The organism is Gemella sp. 27098_8_155, from assembly GCF_041433725.1.
Classification (GTDB): domain Bacteria; phylum Bacillota; class Bacilli; order Staphylococcales; family Gemellaceae; genus Gemella; species Gemella haemolysans_D.
The window spans coordinates 77,649-97,462 of record NZ_JAPWCA010000002.1 but is presented as its reverse complement, the minus strand read 5'-3'; the positions used below and the strand labels follow the sequence as shown (position 1 = coordinate 97,462).

At 27.8% G+C, this 19,814-nt stretch carries 12 protein-coding genes and 1 riboswitch; all 12 genes read left to right on the top strand.

What is annotated here, in order from left to right; translation table 11 throughout:
* The first annotated feature begins 23 nt into the window (after positions 1-23).
* The 12 genes from O5Y44_RS01450 to O5Y44_RS01395 all read left to right on the top strand — a co-directional run bounded on the left by O5Y44_RS01450 (position 24) and on the right by O5Y44_RS01395 (position 19,628).
* Entirely contained in the window at positions 24-1,163 is a 1,140-nt protein-coding gene (locus O5Y44_RS01450) for an exonuclease SbcCD subunit D (RefSeq protein WP_371465298.1), read from the top strand.
* Entirely contained in the window at positions 1,150-4,176 is a 3,027-nt protein-coding gene (locus O5Y44_RS01445; RefSeq protein ID WP_371465296.1) for an AAA family ATPase, read from the top strand. Before O5Y44_RS01450 ends, O5Y44_RS01445 begins: the two co-directional genes overlap by 14 nt.
* A 28-nt stretch (positions 4,177-4,204) precedes the next feature.
* The gene (locus tag O5Y44_RS01440) at positions 4,205-8,047 is read left to right on the top strand and encodes a PD-(D/E)XK nuclease family protein (protein WP_371465294.1); all 3,843 of its coding nucleotides are present in this window, start codon (positions 4,205-4,207) and stop codon (positions 8,045-8,047) included.
* Positions 8,048-8,312: 265 nt separating this feature from the next.
* Complete coding sequence (dltA, locus tag O5Y44_RS01435; protein ID WP_371465292.1) at positions 8,313-9,815, top strand: D-alanine--poly(phosphoribitol) ligase subunit DltA; 1,503 nt, start codon at positions 8,313-8,315, stop codon at positions 9,813-9,815.
* Position 9,816: 1 nt separating this feature from the next.
* Positions 9,817-10,974 (top strand): D-alanyl-lipoteichoic acid biosynthesis protein DltB, encoded by a 1,158-nt coding sequence (gene dltB, locus O5Y44_RS01430; protein WP_271965038.1) that lies wholly within the window; start codon positions 9,817-9,819, stop codon positions 10,972-10,974.
* Between the two features lie 21 nt (positions 10,975-10,995).
* Positions 10,996-11,229, top strand: coding sequence for a D-alanine--poly(phosphoribitol) ligase subunit DltC (dltC, locus tag O5Y44_RS01425; RefSeq protein WP_003145008.1), 234 nt, complete (start codon positions 10,996-10,998; stop codon positions 11,227-11,229).
* A 2-nt stretch (positions 11,230-11,231) separates the two neighbouring features.
* Entirely contained in the window at positions 11,232-12,398 is a 1,167-nt protein-coding gene (gene dltD, locus O5Y44_RS01420) for a D-alanyl-lipoteichoic acid biosynthesis protein DltD (protein WP_271965040.1), read from the top strand.
* A gap of 350 nt (positions 12,399-12,748) precedes the next feature.
* The gene (locus O5Y44_RS01415) at positions 12,749-13,579 is read left to right on the top strand and encodes an alpha/beta hydrolase (RefSeq protein ID WP_003146474.1); all 831 of its coding nucleotides are present in this window, start codon (positions 12,749-12,751) and stop codon (positions 13,577-13,579) included.
* A 32-nt stretch (positions 13,580-13,611) separates the two neighbouring features.
* Positions 13,612-14,352, top strand: coding sequence for an esterase family protein (locus tag O5Y44_RS01410; protein ID WP_003146471.1), 741 nt, complete (start codon positions 13,612-13,614; stop codon positions 14,350-14,352).
* A gap of 21 nt (positions 14,353-14,373) precedes the next feature.
* Positions 14,374-15,537 carry an ATP-grasp domain-containing protein gene (locus O5Y44_RS01405; RefSeq protein ID WP_048803430.1) on the top strand — a complete coding sequence of 388 codons (1,164 nt, stop codon included), beginning with the start codon at positions 14,374-14,376 and terminating at the stop codon, positions 15,535-15,537.
* 175 nt (positions 15,538-15,712) lie between these two features.
* Positions 15,713-17,656, top strand: a complete 1,944-nt coding sequence (locus O5Y44_RS01400; RefSeq protein ID WP_316447465.1) for a fructose-1,6-bisphosphatase — start codon at positions 15,713-15,715, stop codon at positions 17,654-17,656.
* 210 nt (positions 17,657-17,866) lie between these two features.
* Positions 17,867-18,045, top strand: a riboswitch (Lysine riboswitch).
* An 86-nt stretch (positions 18,046-18,131) separates the two neighbouring features.
* The gene (locus O5Y44_RS01395) at positions 18,132-19,628 is read left to right on the top strand and encodes an amino acid permease (protein WP_271965043.1); all 1,497 of its coding nucleotides are present in this window, start codon (positions 18,132-18,134) and stop codon (positions 19,626-19,628) included.
* Positions 19,629-19,814: the final 186 nt, after the last annotated feature.

Below are 19,814 nucleotides of genomic sequence, written 5' to 3'. Positions count from 1 at the left end.
ATTTATAGAAAAAAGGTGATTATATGGTTAAGTTTTTACATACTGCAGATTGGCATATTGGAAGAAAATTACAAGGAAAAGATTTATTAGAAGATCAACAATATGTAATGAATAATTTGATCAGTAAAATTGATGAGACTAAACCTGACTTTTTAATAATTGCAGGTGATTTATATGATAGAAGTGTGCCTAGTAAAGAAGCTACAATACTTTTACAGAAACTTCTAGTGAAAATTAATATAGAATGCAATATACCAATTTTTGCAATTAGTGGTAATCATGATAGTAGAGAGAGATTAGCTATAGGAGAAGCTTGGTTTAGCAAGCATAAATTCTATCTTCACACAAGATTAGATCAAAGTTTTGATAAGATTACTTTTGAAGATACGGATATATATTTATTACCATATTTTGAACCTTTTGAAGCAAGAGAATATTTTGAGGATGATACACTTACAACTCATAATTCTGCGACAAAAAGAGTAATTGATGAAATTTATAAAAATATAGATATGAGTAAAACTAATATTTTAGTAGCTCATACTTTTGTATCTGGAGGGCTAGAAACTGATTCTGAAAGAGAAATTTCTGTAGGAACTGTTGAAAATGTAGCAGTTGAAATTTTTGAAAAATTTGATTATGTAGCTCTAGGTCATCTTCATAATCCGAATGCTATAAAAGAAGAACGTATAAAATATAGTGGTAGTCCAATGGCTTATTCATTCTCTGAAGCAACACAGACAAAAGGTATGAGGTTAGTAGAATTAACAAAAGAAATTTTTACTGAAGAGTTTATTTCCTTGGAACAAAAACGTAAATTACATAATATTAGTGCAACATATGAAGAGGTATTTACAAAAGTATTTCAACAAAATTTTGATTGTAAAAATGATTATTTCAGTATGGAATTAAGTGGCATGGAAGGTGTAACAGATCCTTTACCACGAATTAAAGAGTATTATCCAAATACTTTGATACTTAAACAAAAAAGAAATGATAATAGTGATAGTGAAATTAAATTTGATAAAGAAATGTTGACTAAAAGTCCACTAGAATTGATAGAAGGATTTTATAATGAACAAACAGGAAGCGAGTTAACGGTAGGGCAAAAACGAGTGCTGGTAAATATTATAGACAAGGTGAATCAAGATGAAACCAATTAGATTAGAATTAAAAGAATTTGGTCCATATAAAGATGAAATAATAGAATGGGATAGAATAATAAATGAACCTATATTTTTAATAACCGGAAAAACAGGTTCGGGAAAATCTACACTTTTTGATGCTATTACTTATGCATTATACAATAAGACAACAGGTGGTAAAGATATATCTTCTTTAAGGACGAAAACCGCTAGTGATAAAGATAAAACACAGGTGAACTTTGACTTTGAATTAAGCGGAAAGAGATATAGAATTGAAAGAACTTTAGCTTATCTGAAAACTGGTAATAAAAATTTAACTTCTGGGAAAGTTGCTTTAATGAAATATAATGATGCAGGGTTAGAAGTTATTGCAACAAAAGAGCAAGAAGTTAAAGAAAAAGTAGAAGAGTTAATAGGTTTAGATGATAAACAATTTTGTCAAATTATCATATTACCTCAAGGTAAGTTTAAAGAATTCCTATTATCAAAATCAAGTGAGAAGAAAGAAACTTTAAGGTCGTTATTTAATACTTATTTTTATCAAAAATTTGTAGATCAATTACAAGAACAAGCAAAAAAATTAGATAGTAATAACAAACAAAAAGAAAAAGAATTAATTACAAGATTTGAACAGTTTGATATAGATGGAGAATTAACAAAGTTTGAGTTTTTAAAAGATGAGAATTTTAAAGAAATTAATGAAATAATTTTCTCTCAAGAAAACGAGATAGAAACAGAAAAAAAAGAATTAGCTAAATTAGAAAAAGATCTTATAAAATCAAAAGAGAATTTTATAGAATTAAGTAAACTGAACGATAAATTTTTAAAACTTGAAGATAATAAGGTGAAAATTGATGAATTAAATAATAAAGATGATTACTTCAATAAACTAAAAGCGGAGGTAGAAAAGTTATCGGAGTTACAAAAAAGCAAAGATAAAATAACAGAATATGTAAGTTTATTAGATAAACAACTTCAATTAACAAAACAGGGGAAATCTCTGCTAGATGAAAAAGAGCGATATAAGAAAGATTTAGCTGAGAATACTGAGTTAGAAACTAAACTTACTTCAATGAAAGACAAAATTGAATCACTTAGAAAAGAAACATCAGATTTAAAATTCTTTTATAACAATATTGATGAACTGATAGTGGCTAAAAGTGATATAAATATATTTACTAATAAACTTGAAGAACTAAATCTAAAAAAAGAATCGATAAAAGAAATAGAAGATAGTTTAAAAATTGAAAAAGAAAACTATTTTGAATCGAATGAAGAAAAGAATATTCTTGATGGTAGTATAGGAAAGTTAAAACTAGAGATTTTGAAGAAAGAACAAGAAGTAGAAAAACTAAAAGAGTTTGAAAAAAAATCATCAGAATTAAATGATAAAAAATTTAATTATGAAGCTTCAAAAAAACATTTAGAAGAGTTGCAGGTAAGTAAAGAAGAAATTGAAAGAGATGTGTTATTACTAAAAAGTAATAAAGAACAAGAAGTATTGAATAGCTTTTTAGTGAAGTTGCATGAGGGTGACGATTGCCCACTTTGTAAACAGAAGATCGAGCATCTTCCAGAGATAACTACACTTGTAGAAGTAGATGATAATATAGAAAAATCACTAAAAGATGTTACTGAAAAAGTAATAAAATTAGAAACTCTTTTACAAAAAGATGAACAAGATATTCAAAAGCTAACGACAACAGTAAAGGATTTAGGAGATTTTATTAATTTAAAAGCCGTAGAACAATTAACTGAATTAGAAGCTGAATTAAAACATGAAACTATTAATTTAACAGAAGTGGTTGACGGATTAAAAAAATCGGAAGTTAAAATAAAAAACTTTGAAAAAGAGATAGAAAATCTGTTGATTTTATTAAAAGATGAGGATCAGTTAAAACAAAAACAATTGGAAGCTAAAAATAAAATTGATCAATTTGAAAATAATGTAAATATTGAGTTAGAAGACTTTAAAGATTATTATGAAAATAAAATAGTTAAAATTAATGAATTTGATAATAATTATAATAAATTCCGGGAAAATAATAACGAGTTGCAAATCAGGAAAATAAAAATAGAAACTGAACAGAAGAATAATGCAGATAATTTATTAGAAGTTACAAAAGGGATTGAATTTATAATATCGAATTTTATGAATTCTAAACTTAGTAAATACTATAGTTCTTTAGAACAAGCTAAAGAAAATATTACAGAATTAGAAAAATTAGAACAATATCAAACTCAAATTGATGAATTTGAAGATACTAAGAAGATATTACTAAGTTCTTTAAAACAACTTGAAGAAGAATTAATGAACGTAGTAAAACCTGATTTAGAAGAAGAACACGAGAAAATGCAAAATATAGAAGATGAGGTTTCTAATTTTATAGAAAAAATGGCAATTCTTACAACGAGATTATCTAATAATAAAAAATTATACGAAAAAATTCATAGTGAGTATCTTAAATTATTAGAAACGTCTAAAGATGCACGAGAAATAATAGCATTAAGTGATGTTGTTAGTGGAAAAACAGAAAATAGAAAATCATTAGAAACGTATGTTCAAGGATATTATTTAGACTTGATACTTGTTGCTGGAACGAAAAGATTGCTACAAATGACAAATGATCGTTACAGATTTATTAGGCGTGAAGAAAAATCTAAAGGTGGAGGGCTGCAAGGTCTAGAAATAGAGATACATGACATTTATCTAAATAGTACACGTATTATAAGTTCTTTATCTGGAGGAGAATTATTCTTAGCTTCCTTAGCATTGGCACTAGGTTTAGCTGAAGTAATACAAAATGAGAGTGGTGGAATCTCTCTAGAGACTATTTTTATCGATGAAGGGTTTGGTTCATTGGATGCTGAAACTTTAGACATTGCATTAACAACATTAATAGATCTTCAGTCTTATGGAAGAAATATAGGTATAATATCTCATGTTAGTGAACTTAAAGAACGAATTAGACCGAAAATTGAGGTATACACTAAAGATAATTATGCAAAAGTCAAAATGACAGGAATATAAGTTAAAATAATATAAGAAAGGAGAAACGATGAATTTAGAATTATTAGTAGGACCAAGTGGTGTTGGAAAAACTAACTATATATTAGAGGATATAGATTTAAATAGAAAAGACAATAAAATAATAGTATTGACTCCGGAACAAAACAGTTTTAATTTTGAAAAAATCTTATGTGATAAATTCGGTGGAACGTTTAATATTGATGTTATGAATTTCTCGAGCTTAACTAGAAGACTAGCTAAACAACTTGGAATAGATAATCTTAAGAGATTAGGTGACAATATTAAACCATTTTATTTCTATAGAGCTGCAAAAAACTTAGATAATAGTGAGAATTTTTTAGTGAAAAGAATTCTACAAGATGTGAGTTTTATAGAAGTTGTAGAAGAAATTATAAATGAGTTAAAGGAATATACTGTAAGTATAAATACTTTAGAAGAGTATTTAGAAAAAAATACTCTTCTAGAAAAGAGTCATCGTGAAAAACTAGAGGCAATTTTAGAAATATATGTAGAATACACAAGGTTATTAAAAGAACAAAGTACATTTGATAAAGTAGATTATATAACTGAATTGTTATTATATTTAGAATATGTTGACTTAAGTGATTATATATTTTATGTGGATGCTTATTATAACTTTACAGCTCAAGAGTATAATTATATAGAGAAATTAGCTAAGAAATCTAAAAAATTAATAATAAGTGTAATTTGTGATGCGAATAGATATTTTAACTTCGACCTTTTGCAGTTGATTCAAGGATATGAATTAGAAAAAATGAAATATAATAGTTTTTATCTTTCAGATTTATTTAGTAAAGAAAAATATAAACTAGATATATTCAGAAAGTCTCATGAAATTATTGCTAGTATGAATGAAATCGTGAAAAACAACAAAGATGTTAATTTTTCATTAGTAGCCTTTATCAAAAATAAAGATGTTAGTGTATTAAAATTTGATATAAAGGATAGTATAGTAGAGAATTATAGTATACTAGAAGATAAAAATGGACGATTCACGGGGATTTCTAATAGTATTCTTGCTGAGAAATATTATAAAAATTTTACTGCACAATATGAGACTGATGATAGCATTGAAATTATTTGTGCTAAGAATAAAGAATTAGAAGTTAAACAAGTAGCACGTGAAATAGTAAAATTAAAAGAAGAAAAAAGTGTTGATCATAATGATATAGCAATTCTTTATCGTGATAATACATATGAAAACTATATAAATATATTTAAAGATTATAATCTAGAGGTCCATTTAGATAAAAATATAGAGACAAGTAATCATCGTTTAGTTAAATTTATTCAGGAAGTACTAAATTTCAATGATGGAAACTTTAAAACTAGATTATTAAACTTACTAAAAACTAGGTTAACAAACTTTGAGAATATTTATCGTCAAAAAGTTATTTCTCATATACTATTAGATGATACAAGCATTAATGAAAAACAATTAGAAAAGTTAATAACAGAATTAGACGTGGATACGATCAAAGAAAGAATTTCTAAGAACAAGCTAGTTGTATCATCAACTACTAAGTTTAGTTATAATGATTTGTTAGAAAAAGTTAGAGTAATTTCTGTAGATGATGTTGAAAACATACTAAATGAGAAATTAGTAAATTCTTCTAATGATATTTTAAAAGATTATTTTGTTGAAAAAACAATTAAATATTCAACAGAGCAACTACGAATTTGTAAAGAAGTACTATTAGAACTCTCTGCTAAGGTTTCTGAAGTATCTATGAAAGATAACCTACAAGTTAAACGTTATGTGAAAAAACTAGTTGATGTATTTGATTATTGTAAAATCAGAATGTATCTCGATAAAGAAGATGGAGATTATGATGATATAGAAGAGTTGAAAGTCGACAGTATCGATAGACAGGTTTATAAAAAAATCTTGGAATATATAAATGATATAAATGAGAATTTTGGTAATGATAAGTTTGAATATCAAAAGTTTGTAACACTATTTAATGCTGGATTAACTACTATTAAGTACCGTTCTATACCTGAGATAAATAATTCTATAATTATGTCTACAATGGATTTAGCTAAGGTGGAAAATAAAAAAGTTGTTTTTGTTATTGGATTTAACAAAGATGTATTACCAGTATCGAAGAGTACAGGATTAATAGACGATAAAGATAAGGAAGAACTAATTTTAAGGGATATCTTCTTATCTCCAACTAAAGAAGCGGCTCTTATTGATGAAGAATTTGTAGCATATGTGGCTTTAACTCGTGCTAAAGAGAAAACATTTATATGTTATAGTTTATTGGATAAAAGTTTTAAAGAAAACTTTGCTTCTCCATATTTGAGTACAGTAAAATCATTGTTTCCACAATTAGAAGAAAAACAAACTTCAAAAATATTAGAATTTTCTATTTCAGATTATAGTTATTATTTAGAAAATTTCTCAGAAATTGTTTCGGAGAAAGAATTTAATTACTTGTTTTCAAAAGTCTATCGAAGATTTATGGAAGTAAAAGATAGTAAGACTAAAGAAGTAGAAGTGTTAGTAGAGTTAATGATTAAATTTTTAGAAAATTATCAAATGTCTCTTCCTTCAGAAAATTTTGAAAGCTATGAAGTACTTGATGAGTTAAATGACAGAATATTCTTTTCTAAGGATAATAGTATTAAAAATTATTTAGCTAAAATAATTAGAGATTACAAGTTTGAACTTAATTCAAAAACAGTTAATGAATTTTTAGAAGAAAAAAAAGAGACTTTCTCTAAGTTTAGTATTTCTAAAATTTCTGATTTTGAGAGAAATCCATATCAGTTCTTTATTAAGCGAGTTCTTGGAATAGCAGAAGAAAGAGATATAGATATTGATAATCTTGTTTCAGGAAGATTCTTCCATGCAGTGATGGCAGATGAAAGAATTGTTAATTTTATTGCTGAATGTGGAAGTAAGATTGATATAGACATTCAAGAAGATGAAGATATTGCAAGGAGATTTAAAATAAAAGAAATTGTAAGAGAAGTTGTTTATAATAGTGACAATAAAGATATATTAGAAACTCTAAAATTAATAGAATTATTAAATACTTATAAATATCTATTAATTAATATGCTTCAAAGGTTAGAAATAGCTATAGCAATCGAAATAAAATATTTTGCTTTAACAAAATTTATGCCGACATTCTTAGAAAAATCATTTGTTTTAGAGATAGAAGACAATATTATTACGTGTGAAAATATTGAAACTGGTGAGATTAATAAGAAAGAGTTACTTCAACAATATAATATTCCACCTATTAGATTTGTCGGTGTAATAGATAGGGTTGATGTTCTGGATAAAAATATTTCTATAATTGACTATAAGAGTAGTCAAACAGATTTTACACTAGATAGTATAGAACTAGGATTTATTTCTCAAATTTTAACATACTCGTTAGCATGTGAATTGATGTTTGATAAAAAATCTGAGGATATTCTTGGAATTTTTTATAGAGAAATTGCCAAGTTAGGAAAGGATTTAAAAACATATAGGTTAAGAGGTTTAGCAAATAGTGATTTAATATTAAAAGAAGACTTTTTAGAAATTGCACCAGAAGTTATGTATGTTAGAACTACGAAGAAAGGCGCTATTCATGGAGCAGATGCACACAAAGCATATACTAGTCCAGAATTAGAAAGATTGGTTAATAAAAATCTTCACAATGTGATGTGTTTATTAGAGAAGATATTTTCATTTGATTACTCACTAAAAAATTATGAAGTAGATAATCAGTATCTTTCTGAAAAACAAACTTTATTTAAATTTGCATCTAATAGCGATACAAGATTAGATTATAAAAATAAGGTTAGTCTTAAACCAAAAGAATTAAAAGAAAAGTTGTTGAAAGAATAGATTTTTAATCGATTATTAGAATCTTTTAAAGAAAAAAATATTATATTAGAGATAATTCGATAAAATGTTTACTAAAATACATGCATTAATTGGATTATCTCTATTTTTTTTTTTTATTTTTTTATTAAATTTTAATTACATTTGATAAGATTTATATTATAATAGTATAAGTGAAATAGTAGCTTCTTTTCATATATGTTTTCGTAGAAGTAAGAGATTGTATTAGATAATAAATAATAACGATAAAGGCAAGGATAAGATAAATATGAAATTAACTTTTTTTGAAAAATTAGAACAGTATCAAAATAGTTCTAAAGAAGTATATATTAATAATATATATCAGGATGAAAATTTAACATACAAAAATTTAATAGAATATTCGGATAAACTTGCGTTTTATCTAGAAGAAAAACAAGGAGAAGATAAAAATCCTATAGTAGTGTATGGGCATAAACATCCGTTTATGTTAGTGTACTTTTTAGCGTGTGTGAAATCAGGAAGAGCATTTTGCCCAGTAGATATAAACACACCTAAAGACAGAGTGGAAGAAATAGTAGAAACAGTAGAATCAAAACTAGTACTTGTCACGGAAAAAATAGAACTGACTAGAAAAATGCTAGATGTTAAGTCAGCTAAAGAAATAATCTCGAGTACTCAAAATACTATTTCAAAAGAACACTATGTAAAAGATGAAGATTTGTTCTATATTATATTTACATCAGGAAGTACAGGAAAGCCAAAAGGTGTGTGTATTACATACAATAACTTGAATAATTTCTTACATTGGTATACAGGATATTATGATGAAAAAGAAGAACTAGTATTTTTAGGACATCCACCATTCTCATTTGATCTATCGGTAATGTCATTGTGGCCAAGTATTTATTTAGGAGCATCTTTAGTACAAATAGATAAAAAACATCAAGAAAACTTCAAATTAATGTTTGAAGAACTAAATAAATCAAATGCTACAATATGGATTTCAACACCATCATTTATAGAAATGTGTTTTATAGATAAAAACTTCAATCAAAGTTTAATGCCAAAAGTAAAACAATTTGTATTTTGTGGAGAAAAACTATTTAGTACAACAGTAGAAAAAATCCATGAAAACTTTGAAAATGCTCAAGTTATAAATACATATGGACCAACAGAATCTACTGTAATGGTCACATGGGTAGAAATAACAAAAGAAGTGAATAAAAAATACTATGAGAACCTACCGGTTGGAGAAGTGAAATGGGGGACCAAAGTACATTTAGCTGATCCTGATAAAGAAGGTAAAGGTGAGATAGTAATTACAGGAAATACTGTCGCAAAAGGTTATTTCAAAAATGATGCTATAACAAATGAAAAATTTGGCGTAGGAGAAGTAGATGGAAAAGAAGAACGAAGTTATCTTACTGGTGATTTAGGATATTTCAAAGATGGTATGCTATTTTGTGAAGGACGCATAGACTTCCAAGTAAAACTTCATGGGCATAGAATAGAACTTGAAGATATAGACAACAATCTACTTAAAAACAAAAAAATACGACAAGCGGCGACGGTACCAAGTTATGAAGATGGAAAAGTAAAATCACTAACATCATTTATAGTATATAACGAAGAGATAGAAAAACGCTTCGAAGTAACTAAACAGATAAAACAAGAACTAAAAAAATTAGTACCGGAATATATGATACCTAAAAAAATAGTATTTCTAGAAGAAATGCCACTAAACAATAATGGGAAAATAGATAAGAAAAAGTTAAAGGAGTTAGTATAAAATGAGCTACTTTGAAGGAATAGAATTCTTCTTTTTCTTAGCTATAGCACTAATTATAGGATTTATAATAAACTATTTAGGTAGAAGAATAGAGTATTACATCTTAGCGTTGTCGATTATCTTTGCCGTAGTTATATATGGAAAAAGTACAATAATGATAGTGTACCTAATAGGTTTTATCCTATATGAATACATATTGGTATTAATAGCACAAAAAACAGAAAGTAAAAAGAACCTAAAAACCTTAGTTGTATTATCAATATTACCACTAGCAATAAATAAAATATTTGCGGTAACGAATTTACATTTATTAGCTTTTATTGGAATATCATATATGTCATTTAAGACAATACAAATTATGATAGAAATATCAGATGGTTTAATAAAAGAAAAAATCAATGCTGTAGAATATGTACAATTCCTATTATTCTTCCCAACAGTAAGCTCGGGTCCGATAGATAGAAGTAGAAGATTCATGAGTGATATAAAAGAAAAGATGCCAAGAGCTGAATACTTAGAACTAGCAGGAGAAGGAATATATAGATTAATATTGGGGTTACTATATAAAGTAGTATTCTCAACACTGAGTTATCATTATCTAGTAGGTTTAACAAACCACGGTGCCTTTATGTATTCGATAAAATACATGTATCTATATACACTTTATCTATTCTTCGACTTTGCAGGATACAGTTTAATGGCAGTAGGAAGTAGTAATATCTTAGGGATAAAAACACCTATGAACTTTGATAAACCATTTTTAAGTATAGACATAAAAGATTTCTGGAATAGATGGCACATAACACTATCAACATGGTTAAGAGACTTCGTATTCTCAAGAGTCTTTATGGAAGCAACAAAGAAGAAAAGATTTAAGAAGAGACTAAATACAGCGATGTATGCTTACATGGTGAATATGGTGCTTATGGGATTCTGGCATGGTCTAACTATAAGTTATATAATATATGGATTCTACCACGGTTTATTAATGGCAGGATTTGAATATTACCAAAAGAAAAGTAAATTTTACAAGAAGAATAAAAATGAAACATGGTATAAAGTTCTTAGTTGGTTCGTAACGATAAATCTAGTAATAATAGGATTATATATCTTTTCAGGAGAACCATATAAACTAATAAGCCATGTATTAAAAAAATAATATAGAGTTAGGAGAACAAGCGTGATAAAAGAACAAGTATTAGAAATGTTAGAAGAAATTTGTGAAGATGAAGTTGTAAGAGAAGATTTAGACATAAATATGAAAGAAGAAGGTCTAATGGACTCATTAGCTTTTGTAGAAATGTTGGTTAAAATTGAAGAAATATTTGGACTAAGTATAGCACCGACTGAAGTAACATACGAAGAAATCGATACACCAAATAAAGTGATTTCTTACATAGAAAATAGGAAGTAACGATGATAAGATTAAAAGCTTTTTTAATATCAATACTATTGGTATTAATTACACTTGTAATTTTAAATAAGACGTATATAAAAAAGATAGAAGACTATTATAAAGTAAATGATAATAGTGTTAGATATAGTACTGCTTTTGAGAAATATAAGAGTAAGGATATAATCCTTGAGAATATTACTCCTAAAACATTAGTATTATTAGGTTCATCAGAATTAACTACAACAATAAATGAAGACTATCATCCAAAGAAAATCTTTAACTATGAAGATTTTAACATTATGCAAATAGGAGTAGGTAATTCTCAAAATATTATACATGCAGCAACGATTGGTTCTATAGGAAATGATATAAGAAATAATGAAATTGTCATGATTCAATCAATTCAGTGGTTCGATAATAAAAATGGTATTTTAAAAGATGCATTTTTATCAAGAATTTCTAGTGAGCATGTTTATAACACTATGGCTAATGATAAAATTAGTAAAGAAACGAAAGAAAAATTTATCAATAGAGTAATTGAACTTTCATCAACTAATAAAGTTCTTAATAAGAAATATAGGAGTTATAAAAAATATTTTGTAGAGGAACAAGGGAACTTTATCACAGGGGAATTTTTAAAACTAGATAATTACTTTTACAAATTGAAGAATAAGTATGAGTTTTTCAAAAATAAAGGAAGGGAAAATTATCCCTTAAGTGGTGAAAAAACACCTGATTATAACTGGAAAGAGTTAGATGAAAAGGTAACTGAACAAGCTAAAGAAAGAACTAATAACAACGATTATCAAATTGATAATACTTATTATGATAAGTATATTAAAACAAAATATGATCAATTGAAAAATAGTTCTAAAAATACAAAATATGATGAGTCTAAGGAATATGATGATTTAGATATACTTTTATCAATAGTTAAAGACTTGAATCTAAATATGAAATTCGCTATACTTCCTGCTAATGGTAAGTGGAGTGATTATATAGGAATAGATAGTGAAAAAAGACGGGTTGCGTATAATAACTTGAAAGAAATTGCTAAAAAGAATAATATAGAAGTAATGGATTATTCTAGTAAAGAATATGAGGAATATTATATGTACGATGCAATGCATTTAGGTTGGAGAGGATGGATTGATTTTGAAAGAGATCTTTACAAGCTTAAAAAATAGAATGAATGAAAATCAGAAATTAATGATATGGATATTTTTCTTTTATATTATAATAATGGGAATAATAATATATTCATTTGTCACGGATTTTTCTAATGTTCAAGAATATGTATACAGTGAATTTTAAGGTGAAAATAACGGGTTGTTTTATGCAATCCGTTTTTGTTTTATTTAGCAATTTATAATAAATTTATATTCAAAATGCATATTCTGTTATGATTTATTATGAAAATAATATGTTAAAATTAATTTTTCAGAAAAATTACAGAAAATAACACTCAATTGATTGATTTTATATGAGAAATATTGTAGAATTATAGCTATAATAATAATTTAAAAGGAAAAAATTAATGAATAGAGATGCGTATTTTTATTTAGAGATGAAGGAGCATGAGTTAAAAGTTCCTTATACGGGGAAAAATCGTCGTATTAGAGTTCTTTTGCCAAAAGGGTATGCTCAAGATGAACATAAACATTATCCAGTAGTTTATATGAATGATGGTCAAAATGTTTTTTATAGTGGAGAATCTTTTAGTGGACACTCATGGAAAGTAATTCCGGCGATAAAAAGAAACCCAGATATGCCAAAAATGATAATAGTTGGTATTGATAATGATAATGAAGGAAGAATGAATGAATATGCACCTTGGAAATTCTCAAGTTTACCTATATTAAATTTTGGCTTAACATTAGGTGGATTAGGATCTGAGTATGCAGACTTTTTTGTAAATGTTGTTAAACCATTTATTGATAGTACATATCGTACAAAACCACAGCGTGAATACACAGCGATGATTGGTAGTTCTTTAGGAGCTAATATTTCACAATATATAGGATTAGAACACAAAGATGTAGTAGGATGTCTAGGAGTATTTTCATCAGCAAACTGGTTAAATAAACCTGAATTTGATAGATATATATCAAAACATAAAGTTTCTGATCAGAGAGTATATATTGAAGTAGGAACAAATGAAGGTGATGATACAGATAAACAATTGGCAAATGGTAATTTAAAACAACTATATATAGATGCAAGTTTAGACTATTATAGACAACTAATTGATGCTGGTTTATCAACCAGTGAGCTTAAGTTAAATGTAGTAGCTAATGGTGAACATAGTGAAGAATGTTGGGCTAAATATTTACCGGAATGTTTAAGGTTTATTAGTGAAAACTGGTAAAAGTATTTTATAGAAAATGGAGGTTATTTAATTTGAATATAGAGAATCTAAGTCATTATAGTGGAAATTTAGGAAGAGAAATGGTTCTTAATAGATATGGACATGCAGGATTACCGATTGTTGTTTTTCCATCATCTGGGGGAACACACAATGAGTATTATGATTTTGGTATGATACATGCTTGTGAAAGATTTATCAATGAAGGGAAAGTACAATTTTTCACATTATCAAGTGTCGATAGCGAATCATGGCTATGTGATTGGAAAAATGGTCATGATAGAGCATTAGCACATACACAATATGAAAAGTATGTAATTGAAGAAGCCATACCATTTATTAAGCATAAAACAGGTTGGTTTGGTCAAATGATGGCTACAGGTTGTAGTATGGGGGGATATCATTCTTTTAATATCTTCTTACAGCATCCGGATGTATTTGGAAAAGTCATTGCTCTAAGTGGAGTTTATGATGCTAGATATTTCGTAGGTGAATATGGTAATGATGAGTTAATCTACAGAAATTCACCTAGTGATAATATTTGGAATCAAAATGATGGATGGTTTATAGATCACTATAGAAATGCAGATATTATTGTTTGTACTGGTTTAGGGCCGTGGGAACAAGATGGCTTGCCATCATTTTACAGTTTAAAAAAAGCATTTGAAGAAAAAAATATTCCAGCATGGTTTGATGTTTGGGGCGATGATGTTGCACACGACTGGCCTTGGTGGAGAATCCAAATGCCATACTTTTTAGATAAATTAAATTTATAATAATAAGAGGAGAAAGTATTTATGAATTACATAGTTATATCACCATATTACCCACATAATTTTCAAAAGTTTTCTATAGAATTAAAGAATCAAGGAATAAATGTACTAGGAATTGGAGAAGAACCGTACGAACAACTTGATCAAAGATTAAAAGAAGCTCTAACTGAATATTTTAGAGTTAATAGCTTAGATGATGTTGATGAAGTTAAACGTGCAGTGGCGTTTTTATATCACAAACATGGCCATATTGATAGAATAGAATCGCAAAATGAGCACTGGATGGAACTTGATGCTGCTTTACGTACACAGTTTAATGTATTTGGTTTAAAAGAACATGATCTTAAGAAAACAAAACACAAATCAGAGATGAAAAAATACTTTGAAAAAGCTGGAGTTCCTGTTGTACCAGGTTTCTTAGTGAAAAAAGAAGGAGACATCGAAAAAGGTGTAAAAAAATTGAAACTTCCATTAATTGCTAAGCCTGATAATGGAGTAGGTGCTTCTGCAACTTATAAACTTAAAGATAAGAAAGATGTAGAAAACTTTAAAAAAGAATGGGATGGTACTACTCACTACTTCTTAGAACCTTTCGTTGATAATTCTGACATTGTAACTTTTGATGGATTAGTAGATGCTAAAGGAAATATCGTATTTTATACAAGTATTGTTTACTATCACACTCCATTAGATTTACTGAATAACAATACTCTAGATTGGGTATATTACATTGATAAAGATTTAGATCCAAAATTAGTAGAGTATGGTAAAAATTCTGTTAAAGCCTTTGGAATGAAAGAACGTTTCTTCCATATTGAATTCTTTAAAACTAAAGATGATTATATTGCAATAGAGTATAATAACCGTCCAGCAGGAGCGTTTGCTGTAGATGTTTATAACTTTGCACACTCAACAGATTATTTTAGAGTATATGCTGAAGTGGCTAATGGAACATTTAATGGTTTAAATGTTGATGAAAAATATGGGTTAGCTTCAACACGTCGTGATTATAAAGATTATGTACACTCTGATGAAGAAATTAGAGAAAAATATCAAGATAAACTGAAAGCTGTTCTAAGAATGCCAGAAGCCTTTGCTGAACTTCAAGGAAACACAATGTATGTTCTTGTAGCTGATACACTTGAAGAAATGAAAGAAATGGAAAGATTTGTAGGGAAGTTAAAATAGAATAAAATATATAAAATAGAAATTAACTCGAAGTTGATTTCTATTTTTTTGTAAAACTATTCTATTAATATACATTATTAAGTTTCAAATTACGAAATAACGTGTAATAATACTTGAATTATATTTGGAAGTATGTTAAGCTTTAACTGAAAAAAGTTAAAAAAAGGAGACCAACATGAATATATCTAGGGAACATTTAGAATTATTATCTCAAAATTTTAAAAATATTGATGAAACTACAAAGGAGATAATAAACTTAGAAGCAATATTAACATTGCCAAAAGGAACAGAACACTTTTTAAGTGATATTCACGGAGAATACGAGGCCTTTGATCATATTTTGAGAAATGGCTCAGGTATTATTAAAGAAAAACTTAAAGAAGTGTTTGGAAACAGACTACCTAAAAAAGATTTGAATTTACTGGCTACTATAATCTATTATCCAGAAGAAAAATTAAATCTTTTAAGAAAAGAATATGATGTATGTGATTATAAAGAATTCCAAAAAATAATTCTTCTTCGTTTATTAGAAGTAACACAGGTAGCCGCAAGGAAGTACACAAGATCTAAAGTAAGAAAAATCTTGCCGAAAGATTTTAAGTATATTATTGAAGAATTACTTTACAAAATGCAAAGTAGTGATAAAAATGACTACTATGATAGAATTCTTGAAAATATAATTGAATTAGGTGCTGGTGATAAATTCATTATTGAATTATCATTAAGTATTCATAAGTTAATCATAGATCATTTACATATTGTAGGTGATATTTATGATAGAGGTCCGTTTCCTGATAAAATTATGGATAGATTGCTGAATTATCATTCGCTTGATATTCAATGGGGAAATCATGATATGCTATGGATAGGGGCTTATCTTGGAGATAGAATATCATTAGCAAATGTTATAAGAATATGTGCGAGATATGATAATTTGGACATTATTGAAGATAGATACGGAATTCCACTTAGAAATTTATTAAATTTTAGTGAAACACATTATAAAGATGATAATTGTAAAGAGTTTTTACCAAAACTATCTAAAAATGATGAGTTAAAATATAGTGAACATGAAATTATGCAAATAGCAAGAATGCATAAAGCTATGGCGATAATTCAATTTAAACTAGAAAAACAAATTATCGACAAACATCCAGAATTTAAATTACAAAGACGTGCATTACTAGATAAGATAAACTTCAAAAAACAAACAGTAAAGATAAATGGTAAAGAATACCCATTAACTTCATGTAATTTTCCAACGGTTGATGAAAAAAATCCATATCTATTAACTGACGAAGAAGAGAAGATTATTAATAGATTAAAAGAATCATTCATAACAAGTGAAAAATTAAAAAAACATGTTGAATTATTCATTAACAAAGGTGGCATGTATTGTTGCTATAATGGAAACCTTCTGTTACATGGTTGTATGCCAGTTGACGAGAAAGGTAACTTCCAGGAATTTTCTTATGGAGGTCATAAATATTCTGGAAAAAAATTATTAGACTTTTTTGATAAGAAAATTCGTAGTATTTTTTATTGTGATTGTAGAGAAGATAATGGTTTATTCTTCTATCTTTGGCAAGGACAATATTCTCCACTATTTGGGAAATGTGATATGACAACTTTCGAGAGATATTTTATCGAGGATAAGGCTACTCATGAGGAAGTGAAAAATGCTTATTACAAACTTAGAGATAATGAAGAATTTTGCATTAAGTTATTAAATGAGTTTGGTCTAACTAGTGAGGGGCATATAATAAATGGACATACACCAGTTAAAGAAACAAAAGGAGAAAATCCAATAAAAGCTAATGGTAGAACGATTGTTATTGATGGTGGAATGTCTAGAGCATACCATAAAACAACAGGGCACGGTGGATATACTCTAACTTATAACTCTTATGGATTACAGATAATGAGTCACGATATATTCAAAAGTAAAGAAGAATCGATAAAAAATGAGACGGATATTATTTCAACAAAGAGAGTTGTAGATAAACTTTGTCGTAAAAAAGTTGTTGATACTGATAGTGGTGTTAAGATACTTAAACAAATTGAATTGTTAAAAATCTTGTTAGAAGAATATAGACAAGGTATGATTTGTGAGAGATAAGTTAATTAAAAGGAGGTTCTAATCTCCTTTTAATTGTATTTATAAAAATATTAGAAAATATCTAATAAAAAATTTTGGGAGTTTCCTATTTTTAGTGAGGTATATTATGTATTTGATTGGAAATATTAAAAAAATAAAATTTTTTGTTGACAATATAAGTAAATTATATTATACTATTTTTTAGTTAATTGAATATGTACCTCACAAAATAAGTGAGGTAGAGGTTGCGATTTTTATTAGTAGGGTAGTTGAAAGTGTAGGGCTTGATGAGATTACTTGAAAGGAAACGTCGCCGAAATGATATTAATCCTATGTTAATATTGTTGGGCCTATATTGAACTAAGTATAGGACTGTCATAGTCGTGAGGCTATGTTGCGCTACTAATATCTTGTTTTGGAGAGATAATGTGAAGTATAACTCCGTGCAAATATGGTAGAAGTTATGCTTTTTTATTTTATCAAGGAGGTTTTTATTATGACAAACAACAGCAATAACAATAATGCAACAGAAGTAAAAAGAAATTTACGATCACGTCATATTAGTATGATTGCTATCGGTGGATGTATCGGTAGTGGATTATTCATGACAAGTGGTCAAGCAATTCAAAGTGCAGGACCTGGAGGAGCTATAGTAGCTTATCTATGTATTGGACTTATGGTGTACTTCTTAATGACATCATTAGGGGAAATGGCAACATATCTTCCTACATCAGGATCGTTTAGTACATATGCAACACGTTATGTGGATCCATCATTAGGATTTGCTTTAGGATGGAACTATTGGTTTAACTGGGTAATTACAGTAGCAGCTGACGTAGAGTTATCTGCATTAGCAATTAGCTACTGGGAGCCTATGCGAGTACTTCCTCACTGGGCTTGGAGTTTATTATTCCTAGTTATTATTATCGCTTTAAACTCACTTAGTGTTAAAGTTTATGGTGAAAGTGAATACTGGTTCGCACTTATCAAAGTAGTAGTAGTAATCATCTTCCTAGTAGTTGGATGTTTAACTATCTTTGGTATTTTAGGTGGAGAATATATTGGATTCAAAAACTTAACAATTGGTGATGCACCATTTATCGGAGAAGATACTTCATTATCAAGCCAAATCCTTGCTACACTTGGAGTATTCTTAATTGCTGGATATTCATTCCAAGGTACTGAGTTAATCGGTATTACTGCTGGTGAAAGTGAAAATCCTGAGAAAAGTATTCCAAAAGCTGTAAAACAAGTATTCTGGAGAATTTTAATCTTCTACGTACTAGCTATCTTAGTTATTGGATTATTAATTCCTTATACTTCACCAGATTTATTAGGAGCTGCAAGCTCTGAAGAAATTGCTAAATCACCATTTACAATTGTCTTCAAAAATGCAGGATTTGCTTTAGCAGCAAGTGTTATGAATGCAGTAATTTTAACATCAATTTTATCAGCTGGTAACTCAGGAATGTATGCATCAACAAGAATGCTTTATGCGATGAGTAAAGAAAAATTAGCATTCCCAATTTTTGGTCGTGTTACTAAATACGGAACGCCAGTTATTTCGTTAATCGCAACAGCAGCGGTAGTATTCTTTATTTTCTTAATCCAACTTACAAATGCTAATGCATATACTTATATCGTAGCTGCTAGTGGATTAACTGGATTTATCGCTTGGCTAGGTATAGCGCTAAGTCACTATAGATTTAGAAGAGCATATGTTACTCAAGGTAAAGATTTAAATGATCTTAAATATAGAGCTAAATGGTTCCCAGCAGGTCCAATTATCGCTTTAGTATTATGTATCATCGTTATTATTGGACAAGATACAGAACTTATTACTAAAGGTGTGGTAAACTGGAGTGGAATGTTAACAACATATATGGGAGTTCCAATCTTCTTATTCTTCTATCTTTACCACAAAATTAGATATAAAACAAAAGTAATTCCTTTAGATAAAGTTGATTTATCTCAAGATGTAGATACTAAATAATAAAAAAGTTCTAGTTCGTGTTGAACTAGAATTTTTTTATTATAAAGTAAAAAGATACATTATAATTTTATTGTCGAGAATATCTATCAATTGAATTGCTAATATAGTTTTTAATAGCTAATTAAGTAAATTATGAAAATACTTTAAAATTGTAATATTTTTAGTTAAATCACGGGAAATTTTCCT